Origin of the sequence: Bradyrhizobium sp. WBOS07 (genome assembly GCF_024585165.1) — a bacterium.
GTDB classification, from domain to species: domain Bacteria; phylum Pseudomonadota; class Alphaproteobacteria; order Rhizobiales; family Xanthobacteraceae; genus Bradyrhizobium; species Bradyrhizobium japonicum_B.
Genome location: NZ_CP029008.1, coordinates 6009461 through 6025047 on the forward strand (window position 1 = coordinate 6009461; position 15587 = coordinate 6025047).

The 15587-nt window shown below is 65.3% G+C and carries 12 protein-coding genes; 9 read left to right on the plus strand and 3 right to left on the minus strand.

The window, feature by feature from the left end; translation table 11 throughout:
* Positions 1-175: 175 nt before the first annotated feature.
* From DCM79_RS28575 to DCM79_RS28585, 3 genes are read left to right on the plus strand one after another with little or no spacing between them, the layout of a single operon-like run.
* Positions 176-964, plus strand: coding sequence for an enoyl-CoA hydratase/isomerase (locus tag DCM79_RS28575; protein ID WP_257177411.1), 789 nt, complete (start codon positions 176-178; stop codon positions 962-964).
* Positions 961-1947, plus strand: a complete 987-nt coding sequence (locus DCM79_RS28580; protein ID WP_257177412.1) for a phosphotransferase family protein — start codon at positions 961-963, stop codon at positions 1945-1947. The genes DCM79_RS28575 and DCM79_RS28580 overlap by 4 nt, the downstream gene beginning before the upstream one ends.
* A gap of 3 nt (positions 1948-1950) precedes the next feature.
* The gene (locus DCM79_RS28585; protein ID WP_257177413.1) at positions 1951-2328 is read left to right on the plus strand and encodes a DUF6285 domain-containing protein; all 378 of its coding nucleotides are present in this window, start codon (positions 1951-1953) and stop codon (positions 2326-2328) included.
* 164 nt (positions 2329-2492) lie between these two features.
* Here the strand turns inward: DCM79_RS28585 and DCM79_RS28590 are convergent, their stop codons facing one another.
* Positions 2493-3272 (minus strand): enoyl-CoA hydratase-related protein, encoded by a 780-nt coding sequence (locus DCM79_RS28590; protein WP_257177414.1) that lies wholly within the window; start codon positions 3270-3272, stop codon positions 2493-2495.
* A gap of 214 nt (positions 3273-3486) precedes the next feature.
* Here DCM79_RS28590 and DCM79_RS28595 point away from each other — a divergent pair, with 214 nt between their 5' ends.
* Positions 3487-4761, plus strand: coding sequence for an acyl-CoA dehydrogenase family protein (locus DCM79_RS28595; protein WP_257177415.1), 1275 nt, complete (start codon positions 3487-3489; stop codon positions 4759-4761).
* Between the two features lie 117 nt (positions 4762-4878).
* On the opposite strand, the gene DCM79_RS28600 is transcribed toward DCM79_RS28595, so the two are convergent.
* Both DCM79_RS28600 and DCM79_RS28605 read right to left on the minus strand, forming a co-directional pair.
* A complete protein-coding gene (locus DCM79_RS28600; protein WP_257177416.1) occupies positions 4879-6456 on the minus strand; it encodes a fatty acid--CoA ligase in 1578 nt (525 codons plus the stop codon).
* 223 nt (positions 6457-6679) lie between these two features.
* Positions 6680-7552, minus strand: a complete 873-nt coding sequence (locus DCM79_RS28605; RefSeq protein ID WP_257177417.1) for an SDR family oxidoreductase — start codon at positions 7550-7552, stop codon at positions 6680-6682.
* 106 nt (positions 7553-7658) lie between these two features.
* Between DCM79_RS28605 and DCM79_RS28610 the strand changes: the two genes are divergently transcribed.
* The 5 genes from DCM79_RS28610 (at position 7659) to ppc (ending at position 15569) form a co-directional block, all read left to right on the plus strand.
* A complete protein-coding gene (locus DCM79_RS28610) occupies positions 7659-8468 on the plus strand; it encodes a crotonase/enoyl-CoA hydratase family protein (RefSeq protein WP_257177418.1) in 810 nt (269 codons plus the stop codon).
* 157 nt (positions 8469-8625) lie between these two features.
* Positions 8626-10170: an acyl-CoA synthetase gene (locus DCM79_RS28615; RefSeq protein ID WP_257177419.1), complete on the plus strand. Its 1545-nt coding sequence runs from the start codon at positions 8626-8628 to the stop codon at positions 10168-10170.
* Between the two features lie 121 nt (positions 10171-10291).
* Positions 10292-11086 (plus strand): enoyl-CoA hydratase/isomerase family protein, encoded by a 795-nt coding sequence (locus DCM79_RS28620; protein ID WP_257177420.1) that lies wholly within the window; start codon positions 10292-10294, stop codon positions 11084-11086.
* Positions 11087-11164: 78 nt separating this feature from the next.
* Positions 11165-11569: a YccF domain-containing protein gene (locus tag DCM79_RS28625; protein WP_028135280.1), complete on the plus strand. Its 405-nt coding sequence runs from the start codon at positions 11165-11167 to the stop codon at positions 11567-11569.
* 1207 nt (positions 11570-12776) lie between these two features.
* Entirely contained in the window at positions 12777-15569 is a 2793-nt protein-coding gene (gene ppc, locus DCM79_RS28630) for a phosphoenolpyruvate carboxylase (protein ID WP_257177421.1), read from the plus strand.
* Positions 15570-15587: the final 18 nt, after the last annotated feature.

The window sequence follows — 15587 nt, forward strand, 5'->3', positions numbered from 1 at the left end:
CGTTTCCTTTTTTTGACAAGGCTGCTCAACATGCGGACGATCAGCCGCTGCGCGCAAGATTGCTTGCCATGCTCTGATCACCATGGACAAGACCGCGCCAAAAATCAAATATGCGCCCCGGCAAAACAAATTCCGGTCTGCGAAACTGGCGCAGGCCGCAACTGGCGAGGACACCATGCAGTTCAAACACGTCACGCTCGATTTCGATGGCTCGGTCGCGATCCTCAAGCTCGACCATCAGGAGGTGATGAACGCGGTCTCCGTGGACATGCTGGGCGGCCTTGCCGAAGCGCTCGATGCGATCGAGGAGAAGAAGGACGAGGTGCGCTGCGTGGTGCTGACCGGCGCGGGTCGGGCGTTCTGCACCGGCGCCAACCTGCAAGGGCGCAACAACCAGTCGAAGAAGACCAAGGCCGGCATGACGCTGGAGACCGGCTTTCACCCCTTCCTGCGTCGCATCCGCAATCTGCACTGCCCGATCGTCACCGCGGTCAACGGCCCGGCGGCCGGCGCCGGCATGAGCTTTGCGCTGCTCGGCGACATGATTCTGTGCGCACGTTCCTCCTACTTTCTCCAGGCGTTCCGGCGCATCGGGCTCGTGCCGGATTGCGGCTCGACCTGGCTGTTGCCGCGCCTGGTCGGCCGGGCGCGTTCGATCGAATTGTCGCTGATGGGCGAGCGGCTGCCGGCCGAGAAGGCGCTGGAATGGGGCCTCGTCAACCGCGTCTACGACGACGGCGTGCTGATGGAGGAAGCGATGAAGCTCGCGCGCGAACTCGCCAGCGGACCGACCGTGGCGCTGTCGCTGATCCGCAAGCTCTATTGGGACAGCCCCGAAAATTCCTTCGAGGACCAGCTCAATCTCGAGTTCCAGTGCCAGCTGCGCGCCGGCGACACCCAGGATTTCCGCGAGGGCGTCGGCGCGTTCCTGGAGAAGCGGCCCGCGCAGTTCAAAGGCAAATGATCGAGGCGGAACTTTCGCGCAGCGTCAAGCGCTGGTGCCCGGGCGCGACCGGCGTCACGGGCGCGGCAAAGTTGTCCGGCGGCGCCAGCCAGGAAACCTGGCGTTTCGACATCACCCATCCCGATGGCGTGATCGGCGCGATCCTGCGCCGTTCGCCGAAGGGCTATGGCGCGGCGCCGACCCGCGCGGCGGGCCTTGCCGCGGAGGCGCAGCTGATGCAGCTCGCCTTCGAGGCCGGCGTGCCGTCGCCGCGCGTGCTGCACGTGCTCGTGGCGGAGGACGACCTTGGCACCGGCTTCATCATGCAAAGGGTCGAGGGCGAGACCATTGCACGCAAGATCCTGCGCGATGACGAGTTCGCCTCGGCACGGCCGCTGCTGGCGCGGCAGATCGGCGGCATCCTTGCGGGCCTCCACAGGCTGCCAAAGGACAAGCTGCCGGAGCTGCGCAGCCGCGGCGCGACGCAGGAGATCGCCGAGTTCGAGCGCGACTATCGCAGCCTGAACTGGCCCAAGCCCGTGTTCGAGCTGGCGCTGCGCTGGCTGCGCGACCACGATCCCGGCCCGTCCGGCGAGACCACGCTGGTGCACGGCGACTTCCGCAACGGCAATCTCATCATCGGCGCCGACGGCGTGCGTGCCGTGCTGGACTGGGAGCTCGCCCATCTCGGCGACCCCATGGAGGATCTCGGCTGGGTCTGCGTCAACTCCTGGCGCTTCGGCGAGATCGACAAGCCCGTCGGCGGTTTTGGTTCGCGCGAGGAGCTGTTCGCCGGCTACGAGGCTGCGGGCCGCAAGGTCGATCCGGCGCGTGTGAAGTTCTGGGAGGTGATGGGCACGCTGCGCTGGGGCATCATGTGCGGCGGCATGATGCAGCGGTTCCGCGAGGGGCCCGACCATTCGATGGAGCGCGCCATGATCGGCCGCCGCGCCAGCGAGACCGAGATCGATCTGTTGCGGCTCCTGGCGCCGCGCGGGAGCTGACACATGCAGGACGAGCCGACCCCGATCGAGCTGACCAAGTCGGTCGCCGATTTCCTCCGCAACGACATCACGCCGCTGATCTCCGGCCACCAGGCCTTCAAGCTGCGCGTCGCCATCAATATCCTCGATCTCGTGACGCGGCAGCTGACGCGTGAGGAGCGCAGCAATGCCGCGGAAGTCGAACGGCTGCGCGCGCTGCTCGGCGAGGACGGTTCGGTCACCGAGCTCAATCGCGCGCTGGCCGAGCGAATTGCGAAAGGCGAGATCGATCTGGCAACCCCAGGCCTTGCCGAGCATCTGTGGGCGACCACGATGGACAAGCTCGCCGTCGATCAGCCGAACTATGCATCGTACAAGCGGGAGCTGGGACGGGGCGGGTAGCCGTCACCCCTTCCTCCGCTGTCATCGCCCGCGAAGGCGGGCGATCCAGTATTCCAGACACGGCAGTAACGTACGGAGATGCCGCGGCGTACTGGATGCCCCGGTCAAGCCGGGGCATGACACCGGTTATGTTGGACGTCTCGCGCGACGAACGGAGCGTCTCCTTACTTCCCCACCCATTTCGGCGGGCGCTTCTCCGAAAATGCCTTCGGGCCTTCGATGTAGTCCTGCGAGGCCACCATCGCCTGCACCGCCGGGTAGTCCCGCTGCTCGGCGATCGCCTGCTCCAGCGAGACGCTGAGGCCTTTCTGAATCGCCTGCTTGGACGCCCGGATCGACATCGGCGAGTTCTTGCCGATCATCTCCGCCCAGCGCAGCGCGGCCGAAAGCGCCTCGCCCTGTGGCACCACCTCGTTGACGAAGCCGAGCTCGAAGCCTTCCCTGGCGCTGACATGGCGCGCGGTGAGGATCATGCCCATGGCGCGCTTGAGGCCGATCTGCCGCGGCAGCCGATGCAGGCCGCCAGCGAGCGCGGCAAGACCGACGCGCGGCTCGGGCAGGGCGAAGGTGGCGTTCTCCGAGGCGATGATGAGGTCGCAGGCCAGCGCGATCTCGAAGCCGCCGCCCATGGCAACGCCGTTCACCGCCGCGATAACAGGCTTGTCGCAGTCGAATCGCGCCGTGAGGCCGGCAAAGCCGCCCTTGTCCCAGCCGCGCTTGCCGCCGGCCGCCTGCCATTTCAGATCGTTGCCGGCGCAGAACGCCTTGTCGCCGCTGCCGGTGACGATCGCGATCCACTGCTCGGGATCTCCAGAGAAATCGTCGAACACCTTTTGCAGCTCGAAATGCGCATCGGTGTGCAGCGCGTTGTAGACCTCGGGCCGCGACAGCGTCACGATCGTGATCGGTCCCTTGCGTTCCACCTTGGAAAATTTCAGCTCCATCCCGTGCTCCCTGCATTTTCTTCCGAAGGAAAATTGGCGTCATCCTACCGCGCCTCAGTGCCCGGGCACCATCGAATTGCGCTGGTGCGCCTTGCGTAGCCGTCACGTCTCGCCTTGCTTGACTTGCACGCGCTCTTCTCCGCTTAATCGCGCGAAGCAAGAATGCGCCCAGCGCCTTAACGCAAAACGATAAAATCAATCCGGGAGAGAACCTGTGGATTTCTCATTGCCTGCCGATCTCGTCGCCTATCTCGCAGAGCTCGACCGCTTCATCGCGCGCGAGATCAAGCCGCTGGAGGAAGCCGACGACAACATCCGCTTCTTCGATCATCGCCGCGAATGGGCGCGCACCGATTTCGAGAATGGCGGCCTGCCGCGGCACGAATGGGAAGCGCTGCTGCGCAAGGCCAAGGATCTCGCCGACGCCGCCGGCCATCTGCGCTTTCCGGTGCCGAGGCAATATGGCGGCAAGGACGGCTCCAACCTCTGGATGGCCGTGATCCGCGAGCATTTCGCCGCCAAGGGCCTCGGCCTACACAACGACCTCCAGAACGAGCACTCCATCGTCGGCAACTTTCCCGTCGTCACCATGCTCGACCGCTACGGCCGCGACGACCAGAAGGCGATGATCGACGGCTCGATCAAGGGCAAGTACCGCATCACCTTCGGCCTGACCGAGCCGCATCACGGCTCGGATGCGACGCACATGGAGACGCGCGCAGTGCCCGCCACGCGCGACAACGTCAAGGGCTGGATCATCAACGGCGAGAAGATGTGGACCACCGGCATGCATGTCGCGACGCACTGCGCGCTGTTCGCGCGCACGTCCGGCAATGACGGCGATGCCCGCGGCATCACCTGCTTCCTGGTGCCGGCCAAGAGCCCGGGCGTGAAGGTCGAGGAGTACATGTGGACCTTCAACATGCCGACCGATCATCCGCGCGTCAGCTTTACCGACGTGTTCGTGCCCGAAGATGCGCTGTTCGGCGAGGTCGGCCGCGGCCTCTCACTGGCGCAATGCTTCGTGCACCAGAACCGCATCCGCCAGGCGGCGAGCTCGCTCGGCGCCGCCGTCTACTGCATCAACGAGAGCGTCAAGTACGCGCGCGAGCGGAAACCATTCGGCCGTGCGCTGGCGGAAAACCAGGCGATCCAGTTCCCGCTGGTCGAGCTCGCCACGCAGGCCGAGATGCTGCGGCTTCTGATCCGCAAGACCGCCTGGGAGATGGACCAGCTCACCGAGGAGCAGATCGAGCGCACGCTCTCCGACCGCGTCTCGATGTGCAACTACTGGGCAAACCGCCTCTGCTGCGAATCTGCGGACCGCGCCATGCAGGTCCACGGCGGCATGGGCTATTCACGCCACAAGCCGTTTGAGCACATCTACCGCCACCACCGCCGCTACCGCATCACCGAAGGCAGCGAGGAAATCCAGATGCGCAAAGTGGCGGGATTCCTGTTCGGCTATATGGGGCCGGGGAAGCATTGAGGCTTGCACCGCTCTCGTAGGGTGGGCAAAGCGAAGCGTGCCCACGATCGCCTGGACGCGGAAACAGATCGTGGGCACGGCGCAAACGCGCCTTTGCCCACCCTACGGCACCGCGGATCAATTCACCCGCCGATCCTTCCCCGCCCAGTACGGCTCGCGCAATTGCCGCCGCAGAATCTTGCCGGAGGGATTCCTCGGCAGCGCCGGCAGGAACTCGACGCTCTTCGGCGTTTTGTAGCCGGCGATGCGCGTCCGGGTGAAGTTGATGATGTCGGTGGCGGTCGCTTGCTTGCCGGGCTTCATCACCACCACTGCCTTTACCGCCTCGCCCCATTTGTCGTCGGGCACGCCGATCACGGCGGCCTCGGCGACATCAGGGTGATCGCACAGCGCGCTCTCGACCTCGGCCGGGTAGATGTTCTCGCCGCCGGAGATGATCATGTCCTTGATGCGATCATGGATGTAGAGGTAGCCGTCCTCGTCCATGTAGCCGGCATCCCCCGTGCGCAGCCAGCCGTCGCTGCGCAGCGTCGCGGCAGTTGCCTCCGGCAGGTTCCAGTAGCCGGCCATATTGGAGCCCGAGCGCGTCGCGATCTCGCCGACCTCACGCGGCGGCAGGGGCTTGCCGTCCACGTCCAGGATCGCGATCTCGACGCCCGGCAGCGCCTTGCCGGCCGAGCGCATCCGCTCCAGTCCCTCGACGTGGTCCTCCGGCGGCAGCGCGACGATGGTTCCCGTCGTCTCCGTCATGCCATAGAGCTGCACGAAGCCGCATTTGAAGACCTCGATGCACTCCTTCAGCAGCGCCGCGGGAATCGGCGAGGCGCCGTACAGCATGTATTTCAGCCTGGAGAAATCAACCGTCCTGGCGCGCGGCTGCCGCACCACGAACTGCATCGCCGCCGGCACCATGAACAGTTTCGTGATGCCGCTGTGCTCGAAGAAGTCCAAAACCTTGGTCGGATCGAACTCGCGTGCGATCACACCGCGGGCGCCGTGATAGAGGCCCATCACGCCCCAGCCTGAGCCGCCGATGTGGAACACCGGCATTGCCACCAGCGAGACGTCATCGTGCGACCACCGGTTCCACTCCGGCTTGTCCTCGGCGTTGCCGGATTGCACCAGGTTGAGGAAGTTGGCGTGGCTCAGCATCGCGCCCTTGGGCTTGCCTGTCGTGCCCGACGTGTAGAGCTGGATTGCGATGTCTTTTGGGTCGATCAGCAGCTTCGGATCGTCGCCGCTCTGCGCATCGCGCCAAGGAGTGAAGTCCTGCCATTCCGGCGCGCCGCCCTCGGTGGTGATGATGGTGCGCACGCCGGGAATCTGGTCCCTGATCTGGCGGACGAGCGTGATGAACTCCGGTCCCACGAACAGCACCGGCGCCTTGCAATCTTCGACGATGAAGGCGACCTCGGGCCCGGCGAGCCGCCAGTTCACCGGCGCCATCACGACGCCGGCTTTCATCGCGCCCATCAGCAGCTCGAAATAGAAGTCGCTGTTCTTGCCGAGATAGGCGATGCGATCGCCGCGTCTGACGCCCATCGCAATCAGGGCGTTGGCGACCTTGTTGGTCTTGATATCGAATTCGGCAAAGCTGGTGAGGCGGCCTTCGAATTCGTAGGCGATCGCGTTGCCGCGGCTCCTGGCGCGCTCGCGCACCATGTCGGCGAGGTTCGCCAATGGCTGAGTGGACATGTTGCTCCCGTGATGTCTTTTCTTATGCGGGGAGTGTGAAGTCATCCGCGGGTGAAGACAAGATGGGCGGAGCGCAGTTGTGGCTTCGTGTCCCGGACGCGGCGCAGCACGAAAGTGATGCGCCGCTGAGCCGGGACCCAGCATGCAGCGAGATGGGTCCCGGCTCTGCAGCGCACCACGCCGCAAGTGCGGCGCGCTGCGCTGCGTCCGGGGCACAAGAGCATCATCCCCGCTTGGCGCGGTCCTTCTCGTTCTGCGCCATGATGCTCTCGCGCGCGGTCTTCCAGTCGTCGTCGCTCCAGTCGCGGAGCTGGTAGAAATTGCCGCCCATGGCGAGCGCCTGGGCGCCGTCCATCGCGATGGTCTCACCGTTGATCCAGTCGCAGCCGCCGGAGATCAGGAACACGGCAAGGTTCTGCAATTCCTCCATGGTGCCGACGCGGCCCATCGGGTTCAACGCCTTGGTGCGCGCGCCGGCCTCGTCGCCGGGCTTGATGCGCTTGCTCATGCCCTCGGTCGGGATCTCGCCCGGCGCGATGGTGTTGAGGCGGATGCCGTAGCGGCCCCATTCGGTGGCGAGCGACATCGTCATGGCGTGGATCGCCGATTTGCTCATCGCCGACGGCACCACGTAAGGCGAGCCGTTGCGCACCCAGGTCACCGTGATCGAGACGACGTTGCCCGGCTGCTTGTCCGCGATCCAGCGCTTGCCGACCGCATGGGTCACGTAGAACGTGCCGTGCATGACGATGTTGGCGACCGCGTCGAAGCCGCGCGGCGACAGCTCCTCGGTGCGCGAGATGAAATTGCCGGCGGCGTTGTTGATGAGATCGGTGAGACCGCCGTCGCGAAAGATGTTCTCCACCATCTCGTCGACCGCGAGCGCGTTGCGGATGTCGACGCCGTGGCTGGTGACGCGGCCGCCGTACTCGGCCATCAACTCGGTCGCGGTCTCGTCGCACACGATCTTGCGCCGGCCGCAGATGTGCACTTCGGCGCCGAGCTGGAGGAAGCGCGCCGCCATCGACTTGCCGAGACCGGTGCCGCCGCCGGTCACGAGAATGCGCCGGCCGGCCAGAAGATTTTCCTTGAACATGGCTGTTTCCCCCGTAGGGATTGTCAGTTAATTGGTCGATTGACTAAATCCGGCTGCCAGCGTCCTGTAAAGCGGCAACCGGTCAAGAACAGGGGAGAATTCGTCCATGGAAGAGCGCGTCTCGATCTCGATCTCGGAAGGCGTCGCCGACGTGCGCCTGGTGCGCGCCGACAAGATGAACGCGCTGGATCAGGCCATGTTCGAGGCGCTCGTCGCCGCAACCGAGCGGCTTTCGAAGGAGAAAAGCCTGCGCGCCGTCGTGCTCTCCGGCGAGGGCCGCGCCTTCTGCGCCGGGCTCGACATGGGGCGTTTTGCCGCCATGAAGGAGAAGGGCGGCAACGGAATTCCGGGTGGCGAAAATCGCGATCTCACCAAGCGCACGCACGGCCAGGCGAACTTTGCGCAACAGGCGGTGTGGGGCTGGCGCCAGCTTCCCGTGCCTGTGATCGCGGCCGTGCACGGCGTTGCCTTCGGCGGCGGCTTCCAGCTCTCGCTCGGCGCCGACATGCGCTTTCTGTCGGCGGATGCGCGGATGTCGATCATGGAGATCAAATGGGGCCTCGTGCCCGACATGGCGGGCACGCCGATCCTGGCGAGCCTCGTGCGCGACGACATCCTGCGCGATCTCACCTATACCGGCCGCATCTTCTCCGCGCAGGAAGCAATGACATACGGCCTCGCCACGCGCATCTGCGATGATCCGCGTGCGGCGGCGCTCGAGGCCGCGCGCGAGATCGCGGGAAAAAGCCCCGACGCGATCCGCGCCGCCAAGCGGATGCTGAACAATCTCTCGGTCGATCCTGGTTCGGCGCTGCTCGCCGAGTCCGTCGAGCAGCAGAAGCTGATCGGCAGCCCGAACCAGACCGAAGCGGTCCGCGCCAACATCGAGAAGCGCGCGCCGAAGTTTGCGGATTAGCTTACTGTCATTCCGGGGCGATGCGCAGCATCGAGCCCGGAATCCATAACCACGATCGTGAGTATGGATTCCGGGCCTGCGCCTACGGCGCATCCCGGAATGACGAGCGAGCTTGTGCCCTGACTGTTCAACCCGACGAAAGATCGGAAAAACAACAATGAGCGAAACGTCTGACTTCCTCGGCATCGTCTCCGGCGACCGCCGACGCACCCACACCGACGTCGCCGTCCGCGCCGACCGCATCGCCTCCGGCCTCGCCAAGCTCGGCGTCCGTCCGGGCGATTGCGTCTGCATGCTGATGCGCAACGACATCGCGTTCCTGGAGGCTGCCTACGCCGCGATGCGCCTCGGTGCCTATGGCGTGCCGATCAACTGGCACTTCAAGCCGGAGGAGATCAACTACATCCTGAACGACACCGGCACATCCGTGCTGATCGGACATGCCGACATGCTGCACGCCCTGCGCGATGCGATTCCGAAAGGCGTTACCGTGCTCAGCGTGCCGACCCCGCCGGAGATCCTGTCCAGCTACAAGATCGATCCCGATCATCTGAGGACGCCGGACTTCGCGATCGATTTCGAATCCTGGCTCGCGCAGCACCCGCCCTATGACGGCCCGCTCGTGCCGCAGCCGATGAACATGATCTACACGTCAGGCACGACCGGTCATCCCAAGGGCGTCCGGCGCAACGCGCCGACGCCGGAGCAGCAGGCGGCCGGCGAGCGCATGCGCGCGATGATCTACGGGCTCAAGCCCGGCGCGCGTGCGCTGCTGCCGGGCCCGCTCTATCATTCCGCGCCGAACTCCTTCGGCATCCGCGCCGGCAAGCTCGGCGGCGCGTTGGTGCTGATGCCGCGTTTCGAAGCCGAGGAGTTTCTCGAAGCGATCGAGCGCTACCAAATCGACACCATCTTCATGGTGCCGACCATGTTCATCCGCCTGATGAAGCTGCCGGAGGCGGTCCGCAACAAATACGACGTCTCCTCGCTGCGCCACGTCATCCACGCCGCCGCGCCGTGCCCGGCCGACGTCAAGCGCGCCATGATCGAATGGTGGGGGCCGGTGATCTACGAGTTCTACGGCTCGACCGAATCCAGCGCCGTCACCTTTGCGACCTCGGAGGATGCGCTGAAGAAGCCCGGCACGGTCGGCAGGATCTCGCCCGGCGCTGAGCTGCGCTTCCTCGGTGAGGACGGCCGCGTGCTCGGCACGGGCGAGATCGGCGAGATCTACTCCCGCATGGCGGAACTGGCCGATTTCACCTACCACAACAAGCCGGAGAAGCGGGCCGAGATCGACCGCGACGGCTTCATCACCTCCGGCGATGTCGGCTATATTGACGAGGACGGCTACGTCTTCATCTGCGACCGCAAGCGCGACATGGTGATCTCGGGCGGCGTCAACATCTATCCGGCGGAGATCGAATCCGTACTACACGCCGTATCAGGCGTGCACGATTGCGCCGTGTTCGGCATCCCCGATGCCGAGTTCGGCGAGGCGCTGATGGCCGTGGTCGAGCCGCAAGCCGGCGTCACGCTCGACGCGTCCGATGTCCGCGCCGCGCTGAGGTCGCATCTGGCCGACTACAAGGTGCCGAAGCACATCGAGATCCGCTCCGGCCTGCCGCGCGAAGACTCGGGAAAAATCTTCAAGCGCCGCCTGCGCGATCCCTATTGGGAGCAGGCAGGCCGGAAAATTTAAGGCGGTGCGGTAGGATGGGCAAAGCGAAGCGTGCCCACGAATTCTTGCTTATGGAGACAGATCGTGGGCACGGCGCAAGAGCGCCTTTGCCCACCCTACGAGACAAGCGATAAGGAAAGAAATGACCGACGCCGCCAACGAAGTCCTCTACACAATCGCCGATCACATCGCGACCATCACGCTCAACGCGCCGGAGCGCATGAACACCATCTCCGGCCCGATGCTGAACGATCTGGCGCGGCTGCTGACCGAAGCCAACGAGGACAAGAACGTCCGGGTCGTGATCCTCACCGGCAAGGGCAGGGCGTTCTGCGCCGGGCTTGATCTCCGCAAGGAGCGTGACGGCAACGGCCTCAGCGCCGCGTCCTCGCCGACCACGATCAACCTCCGCAACACGCCGCCGACGGTGCTACAAGCGATGGACAAGCCGACCATCTGCGCCGTCAACGGCGGCGCCGCCGGCTACGGCATGGACACCGCGCTCGGCTGCGACATCCGCATCATGGCGGAATCGTCGAAGCTCGCCGCCGCCTTCGTCAAGCGCGGCGTGGTGCCGGAATCCGGCGGCACCTGGCTGCTGCCACGCATGCTCGGCTGGGCCAGGGCCTCCGAGCTGATCTTCACCGGCCGCACGCTAAGCGCCCGCGAGTGCCTGGAATGGGGCCTCGCCAACGAAGTCGTGCCGGATGCCGAGCTGATGAATCGCGCCATGGCCGTCGCGCGCGAGATCGCCGCCAATGCGCCGCTCGCGGTGCAAGCCTCGAAGCGCATGATGCGGATGGGCCTGAACGAGAACTTCTCCGACCACGTCCACCACGTCTATCTCCAGCTCCTGCCGCTGTTCAAAACGCAGGACATGGCCGAAGGCATGAAAGCGTTCATGGAGAAGCGCGAGCCGAGATTCGAAGGGCGGTAGCCGGTTGTGCCAGGGGGCATCATAGCGGAGACAAATTCCGATCCTATATAAGCGGGACCACTGACCCTGGATCTTGCCATGACCCCCGTCTCCATGCTCCTCAACATCCTCTGGATCCTCTTCGGCGGCGCCTGGATGGCGTTCGGCTGGGTGATCGCCGCGGTCATCATGGCCATCACCATCATCGGGCTGCCCTGGGCGCGGGCGGCGTTCAACATCGCCGTCTACACGCTGCTGCCGTTCGGCTCGCGGGCCGTCAACCGCTACGACGTCACCGGCGTCGAGGATATCGGCACCGGCCCGCTCGGGGTGATCGGCAACATCATCTGGTTCGTGCTCGCCGGCTGGTGGCTGGCGCTCGGCCACTTGTTGACCGCACTGGCGCTCGCGATCACCATCATCGGCATCCCTTTCGCATGGGCCCATCTCAAGCTCGCCGGCATCGCGCTGTGGCCGATCGGCAAGGTGATCGTGCCGGCTTGAGGCCAACGCGTAGGATGGGTAGAGCGCGAGCGAAACCCATCAAGCCGTCCGGCGATGGCGAAAAATGATGGGTTTCGCTTGGAAGGTTCACCGGCCACAATGCGACTGATTTTGCACCTGCTCGCTGGCTTGATTTGCGCGCTGGGCATGATTGCAATCGGTGTTGTCGCTCACGGAGCGATCAACCCGGTTTTCCTGGTTGTTTGGACGCCGGCAACATGGCTGGTTCGTCTGTCGAACGTGCTCTGTCCGCCGATGGGCGTGAGATGTTTTCTGGGGTCGGTCAGCCAAGGCGCTCATCACCTTTGGTTCGGGCTCTGCCTCCTTGGCTTCTGGTGGATTGTCATGTCGTGCGCGGTCTGGCCTCTCCTCCGCCAGCGCCGATCGTCTTCCAAAGCCTAGCACGGACCTGATGCCGGGCCGCCGTCCGCCCCCAATCCCTCGCGTTGCCCGACGGCAAAACACGCGACATGCAGGTCAAGGCACGTCTCGCAAAATATTCCGATTGACCGAAATCTCTACTTCGGTTAAACCGCATCCATCCCAGCCCGCCAAAGGGGCGTTTCGCGATCGTCACGAACCGCAGGCCGGGATGCGATGGACGCGGTAGCGCCGGCGCGTGAGGTGGTGGCAGGGCGGGCGACCCCCGTGAGCCATCGCGATCCGCGGCACGACACGGCGCGGTCAAAGCGTTTCGTCTTGGCGTTGGGGGCGAGCACGCGCGAGCCTCCGGCTGTCCGGGACGGGACGTCCGCGTACGGCAAAAGCGTGTGGTCCTGGCGCCCGGGGTCTGTGCGTCAAGGCTTGCGGCGGTGAGGCGGCCCGACCGGGTGCGCACACCAGTTAACTGCAAGGCGACGGGGGCAATAGTGCATCGCTCCCCGGGGAGAGCGCGCCATAAGCCGTAACACCATTGCGCAGGGAAGGCCGGGCGACCGGCAACACCTGTGGTCAACCCCGCGTGCGTTCTTCGCGTGCGGACCCTGGGTGCCAGCCGGCGCCCGGCCTTCCCTGCGCCCTTTGTTCTCGACGAGGGCGAAACGGACAGCAAAGCTCGGGCAAAACATGCCGCGAGATCGTGAAGGCGTGTTTGGCGATGAATGTCCACCGTGTGCGCCGCCACCAACTTCACCTTGCACTGCGGTAGAAAAATATCGCACACTTGCCAGGCCGGGCAGCCAAGCGAGCTCGAACCAAGGAGCGAGCCATGTCCCTCCAGACCGCACCATCCGACGGCACCGATCGCGCCAACCGGCCTGACGACGTCCAGGTCACGGAAGCCGAGGCGCGGCTGCGGGACGACATCCGCCTGCTCGGGCGCATCCTCGGCGACACCGTGCGCGACCAGGAGGGCGCCGACTTGTTCGATCTGGTCGAGCGCATCCGCCAGACCTCGATCCGGTTTCACCGCGACGAGGACCGGCTCGCCCGCCGCGAGCTCGAGCAGATCCTCGACAGCATGTCGACGTCGGAAACGGTGCGAATCGTCCGCGCCTTCAGCTATTTCTCCCACCTCGCCAATATCGCCGAGGACCAGAATAACATCCGCCAGATGCGTGCCCGCAGCGCCAATGGCGGCGGCTCCGGCGTGCTGGCGGAAACGCTCGCCCACGCCAAGGCGGCGGGTATCAGCGCCGACGGCTTGCGCGACTTTTTCAAGACCGCCCTGGTCAGCCCCGTCCTGACTGCGCATCCGACCGAGGTCCGCCGCAAGAGCACCATGGACCGCGAGATGGAGGTCGCGCACCTGCTCGACCGCCGCGAGCGCGTGGCGCTGACCGCAGAGGAGGCGGAAGCCAGCGACGAGCAGCTCCGCCGCGAGGTGCTGACGCTGTGGCAGACCAATCTCTTGCGACGGACCAAGCTCACCGTGCTCGACGAGGTCGCCAACGGCCTATCGTTCTACGACTACACCTTCCTGCGCGAGGTGCCGCGGCTGATCAACGCGCTGGAGGACCGGCTGGAGCAGGGCGGCGAGCAGGCCGCCGGCGAACTCGCCTCGTTCCTGCGCATGGGCAGCTGGATCGGCGGCGACCGCGACGGCAATCCCTTCGTCACCGCCGACGTGATGCGCGGCACGCTGCGGCTGCAGTCGAGCCGGGTGATGCAGTTCTATCTGGAAGAGCTGCACGTGCTCGGCTCGGAATTGTCGATCGCGGCGCATCTTGCCGACGTCTCGGAGGAGCTGCGCAACCTGGCGGAACGTTCGCCGGACACCTCGCCGCATCGGAGCGGCGAGCCTTATCGCCTCGCGGTCTCAGGCATCTATGCGCGCCTGACCGCGACGGCCGAGAAGCTCGAGGTCGAGATCACGCGCCGGCCGGTCGGCAAGGGTGCGCCTTACACCAGCGTCAAGGAGCTGCAGGCCGATCTCGACGTGCTGCACCGCTCGCTGATCTCCAACAACGCCCGCGTCATCGCCCGCGGCCGGCTGCGGCTGCTCCGCCGCGCGGTGGACTGTTTCGGGTTCCACCTCGCCCGGCTCGATATCCGCCAGAACTCGGCGGTGCACGAGCGCACCATCGCCGAGCTGATGGATGCCGCCAATCCCGGCATGTCCTATCTCGCGCTCGGCGAGGAGGCGCGCATCTCGCTGCTGACGAACGAGTTGCGCTCGACGCGCGCGCTGGTGTCGCCCTTCGTCAAGTACAGCGACGAGACCATGGGCGAGCTCAACGTGTTCCATGCCGCCGCGGAAGCGCACGCGAAGTTCGGCTCGGACGCCATTCCCCAATGCATCATCTCGATGTGCAAGGGCATGTCCGACATGCTCGAGGTGGCCGTGCTCTTGAAGGAGGTCGGCCTCGTTCACCCCTCCGGCCGCAGCGCCATCAACATCGTGCCGCTGTTCGAGACCATCGAGGATCTGCAGGCCTCGTCCGGCATCATGGACCGCATGCTGTCGCTGCACGATTACCGGCGTCTCGTCGACAGCCGCGGCAGCGTACAGGAGGTCATGCTCGGCTATTCGGACTCGAACAAGGACGGCGGCTTCGTCACCTCGGGCTGGGAGCTCTACAAGGCCGAGATCAATCTCGTCGAAGTGTTCGAGCGCCATCACGTGCGCTTGCGCCTGTTTCACGGCCGCGGCGGCTCGGTTGGCCGCGGCGGCGGGCCGAGTTACGACGCCATCATCGCGCAGCCCGGCGGCGCGGTGAACGGCCAGATCCGCATCACCGAGCAGGGCGAGATCATCTCGTCGAAATATTCCAACGCCGAAGTCGGCCGTAACAATCTGGAGATCCTCGCCGCCGCAACGCTGGAGGCCAGCCTGCTGCATCCGCGCCGGAGCGCGCCGCGCCGCGAATATCTGACCGCGATGGACGAGTTGTCGAACCTCGCCTTCAAGGCCTATCGCGGTCTCGTCTACGAAACCGAGGGCTTCGTCGATTACTTCTGGTCATCGACCGTCATCAACGAGATCGCGACGCTGAACATCGGCAGCCGCCCGGCCTCGCGCAAGAAGACCCGGGCGATCGAGGATCTACGCGCTATTCCCTGGGTGTTCTCCTGGGCGCAGTGCCGGCTGATGCTGCCGGGCTGGTACGGTTTTGGCAGCGCGGTCGAGCAGTGGATCGCCGCGCATCCCGACAAGGGCATGCCGTTCCTGAAAGAGCTCTACCGGGAATGGCCGTTCTTTCGCATGCTGCTGTCGAACATGGACATGGTGCTGGCGAAGAGCTCGATCGCGATCGCCTCGCGCTATGCCGAGCTCGTGCCCGACGAGTCCTTGCGGGAGAAGATCTTCGGCCGCATCCGCCGCGAATGGCACGCCTCGATCGAGAGCCTGCTCGATATCATGGGTCAGGATCGCTTGCTTCAAAGCAACCCGCTGCTGGAGCGATCGGTCCGCCACCGCTTCCCCTATCTTGACCCGCTCAACCACGTGCAGGTTGAGCTCCTGAAGGAGCACCGCGCGCAGAACCCGGACGAGCAGGTGCTGCGGGGCATTCAGCTGACGATCAACGGGATTTCGGCGGGGTTGCGAAATACGGGGTAGGGTGATTGCCGTCGCCAA

Excerpts from the sequence above, each read along its gene's own strand:
- DCM79_RS28575 (WP_257177411.1), top strand. The coding sequence starts at position 176 with ATGCAGTTCAAACACGTCACGCTCGATTTCGATGGCTCGGTCGCGATC.
- DCM79_RS28580 (WP_257177412.1), top strand. The coding sequence starts at position 961 with ATGATCGAGGCGGAACTTTCGCGCAGCGTCAAGCGCTGGTGCCCGGGC.
- DCM79_RS28585 (WP_257177413.1), top strand. The coding sequence starts at position 1,951 with ATGCAGGACGAGCCGACCCCGATCGAGCTGACCAAGTCGGTCGCCGAT.
- DCM79_RS28590 (WP_257177414.1), bottom strand. The coding sequence starts at position 3,272 with ATGGAGCTGAAATTTTCCAAGGTGGAACGCAAGGGACCGATCACGATC.
- DCM79_RS28600 (WP_257177416.1), bottom strand. The coding sequence starts at position 6,456 with ATGTCCACTCAGCCATTGGCGAACCTCGCCGACATGGTGCGCGAGCGC.
- DCM79_RS28605 (WP_257177417.1), bottom strand. The coding sequence starts at position 7,552 with ATGTTCAAGGAAAATCTTCTGGCCGGCCGGCGCATTCTCGTGACCGGC.
- DCM79_RS28610 (WP_257177418.1), top strand. The coding sequence starts at position 7,659 with ATGGAAGAGCGCGTCTCGATCTCGATCTCGGAAGGCGTCGCCGACGTG.
- DCM79_RS28615 (WP_257177419.1), top strand. The coding sequence starts at position 8,626 with ATGAGCGAAACGTCTGACTTCCTCGGCATCGTCTCCGGCGACCGCCGA.
- DCM79_RS28620 (WP_257177420.1), top strand. The coding sequence starts at position 10,292 with ATGACCGACGCCGCCAACGAAGTCCTCTACACAATCGCCGATCACATC.
- DCM79_RS28625 (WP_028135280.1), top strand. The coding sequence starts at position 11,165 with ATGACCCCCGTCTCCATGCTCCTCAACATCCTCTGGATCCTCTTCGGC.
- ppc (WP_257177421.1), top strand. The coding sequence starts at position 12,777 with ATGTCCCTCCAGACCGCACCATCCGACGGCACCGATCGCGCCAACCGG.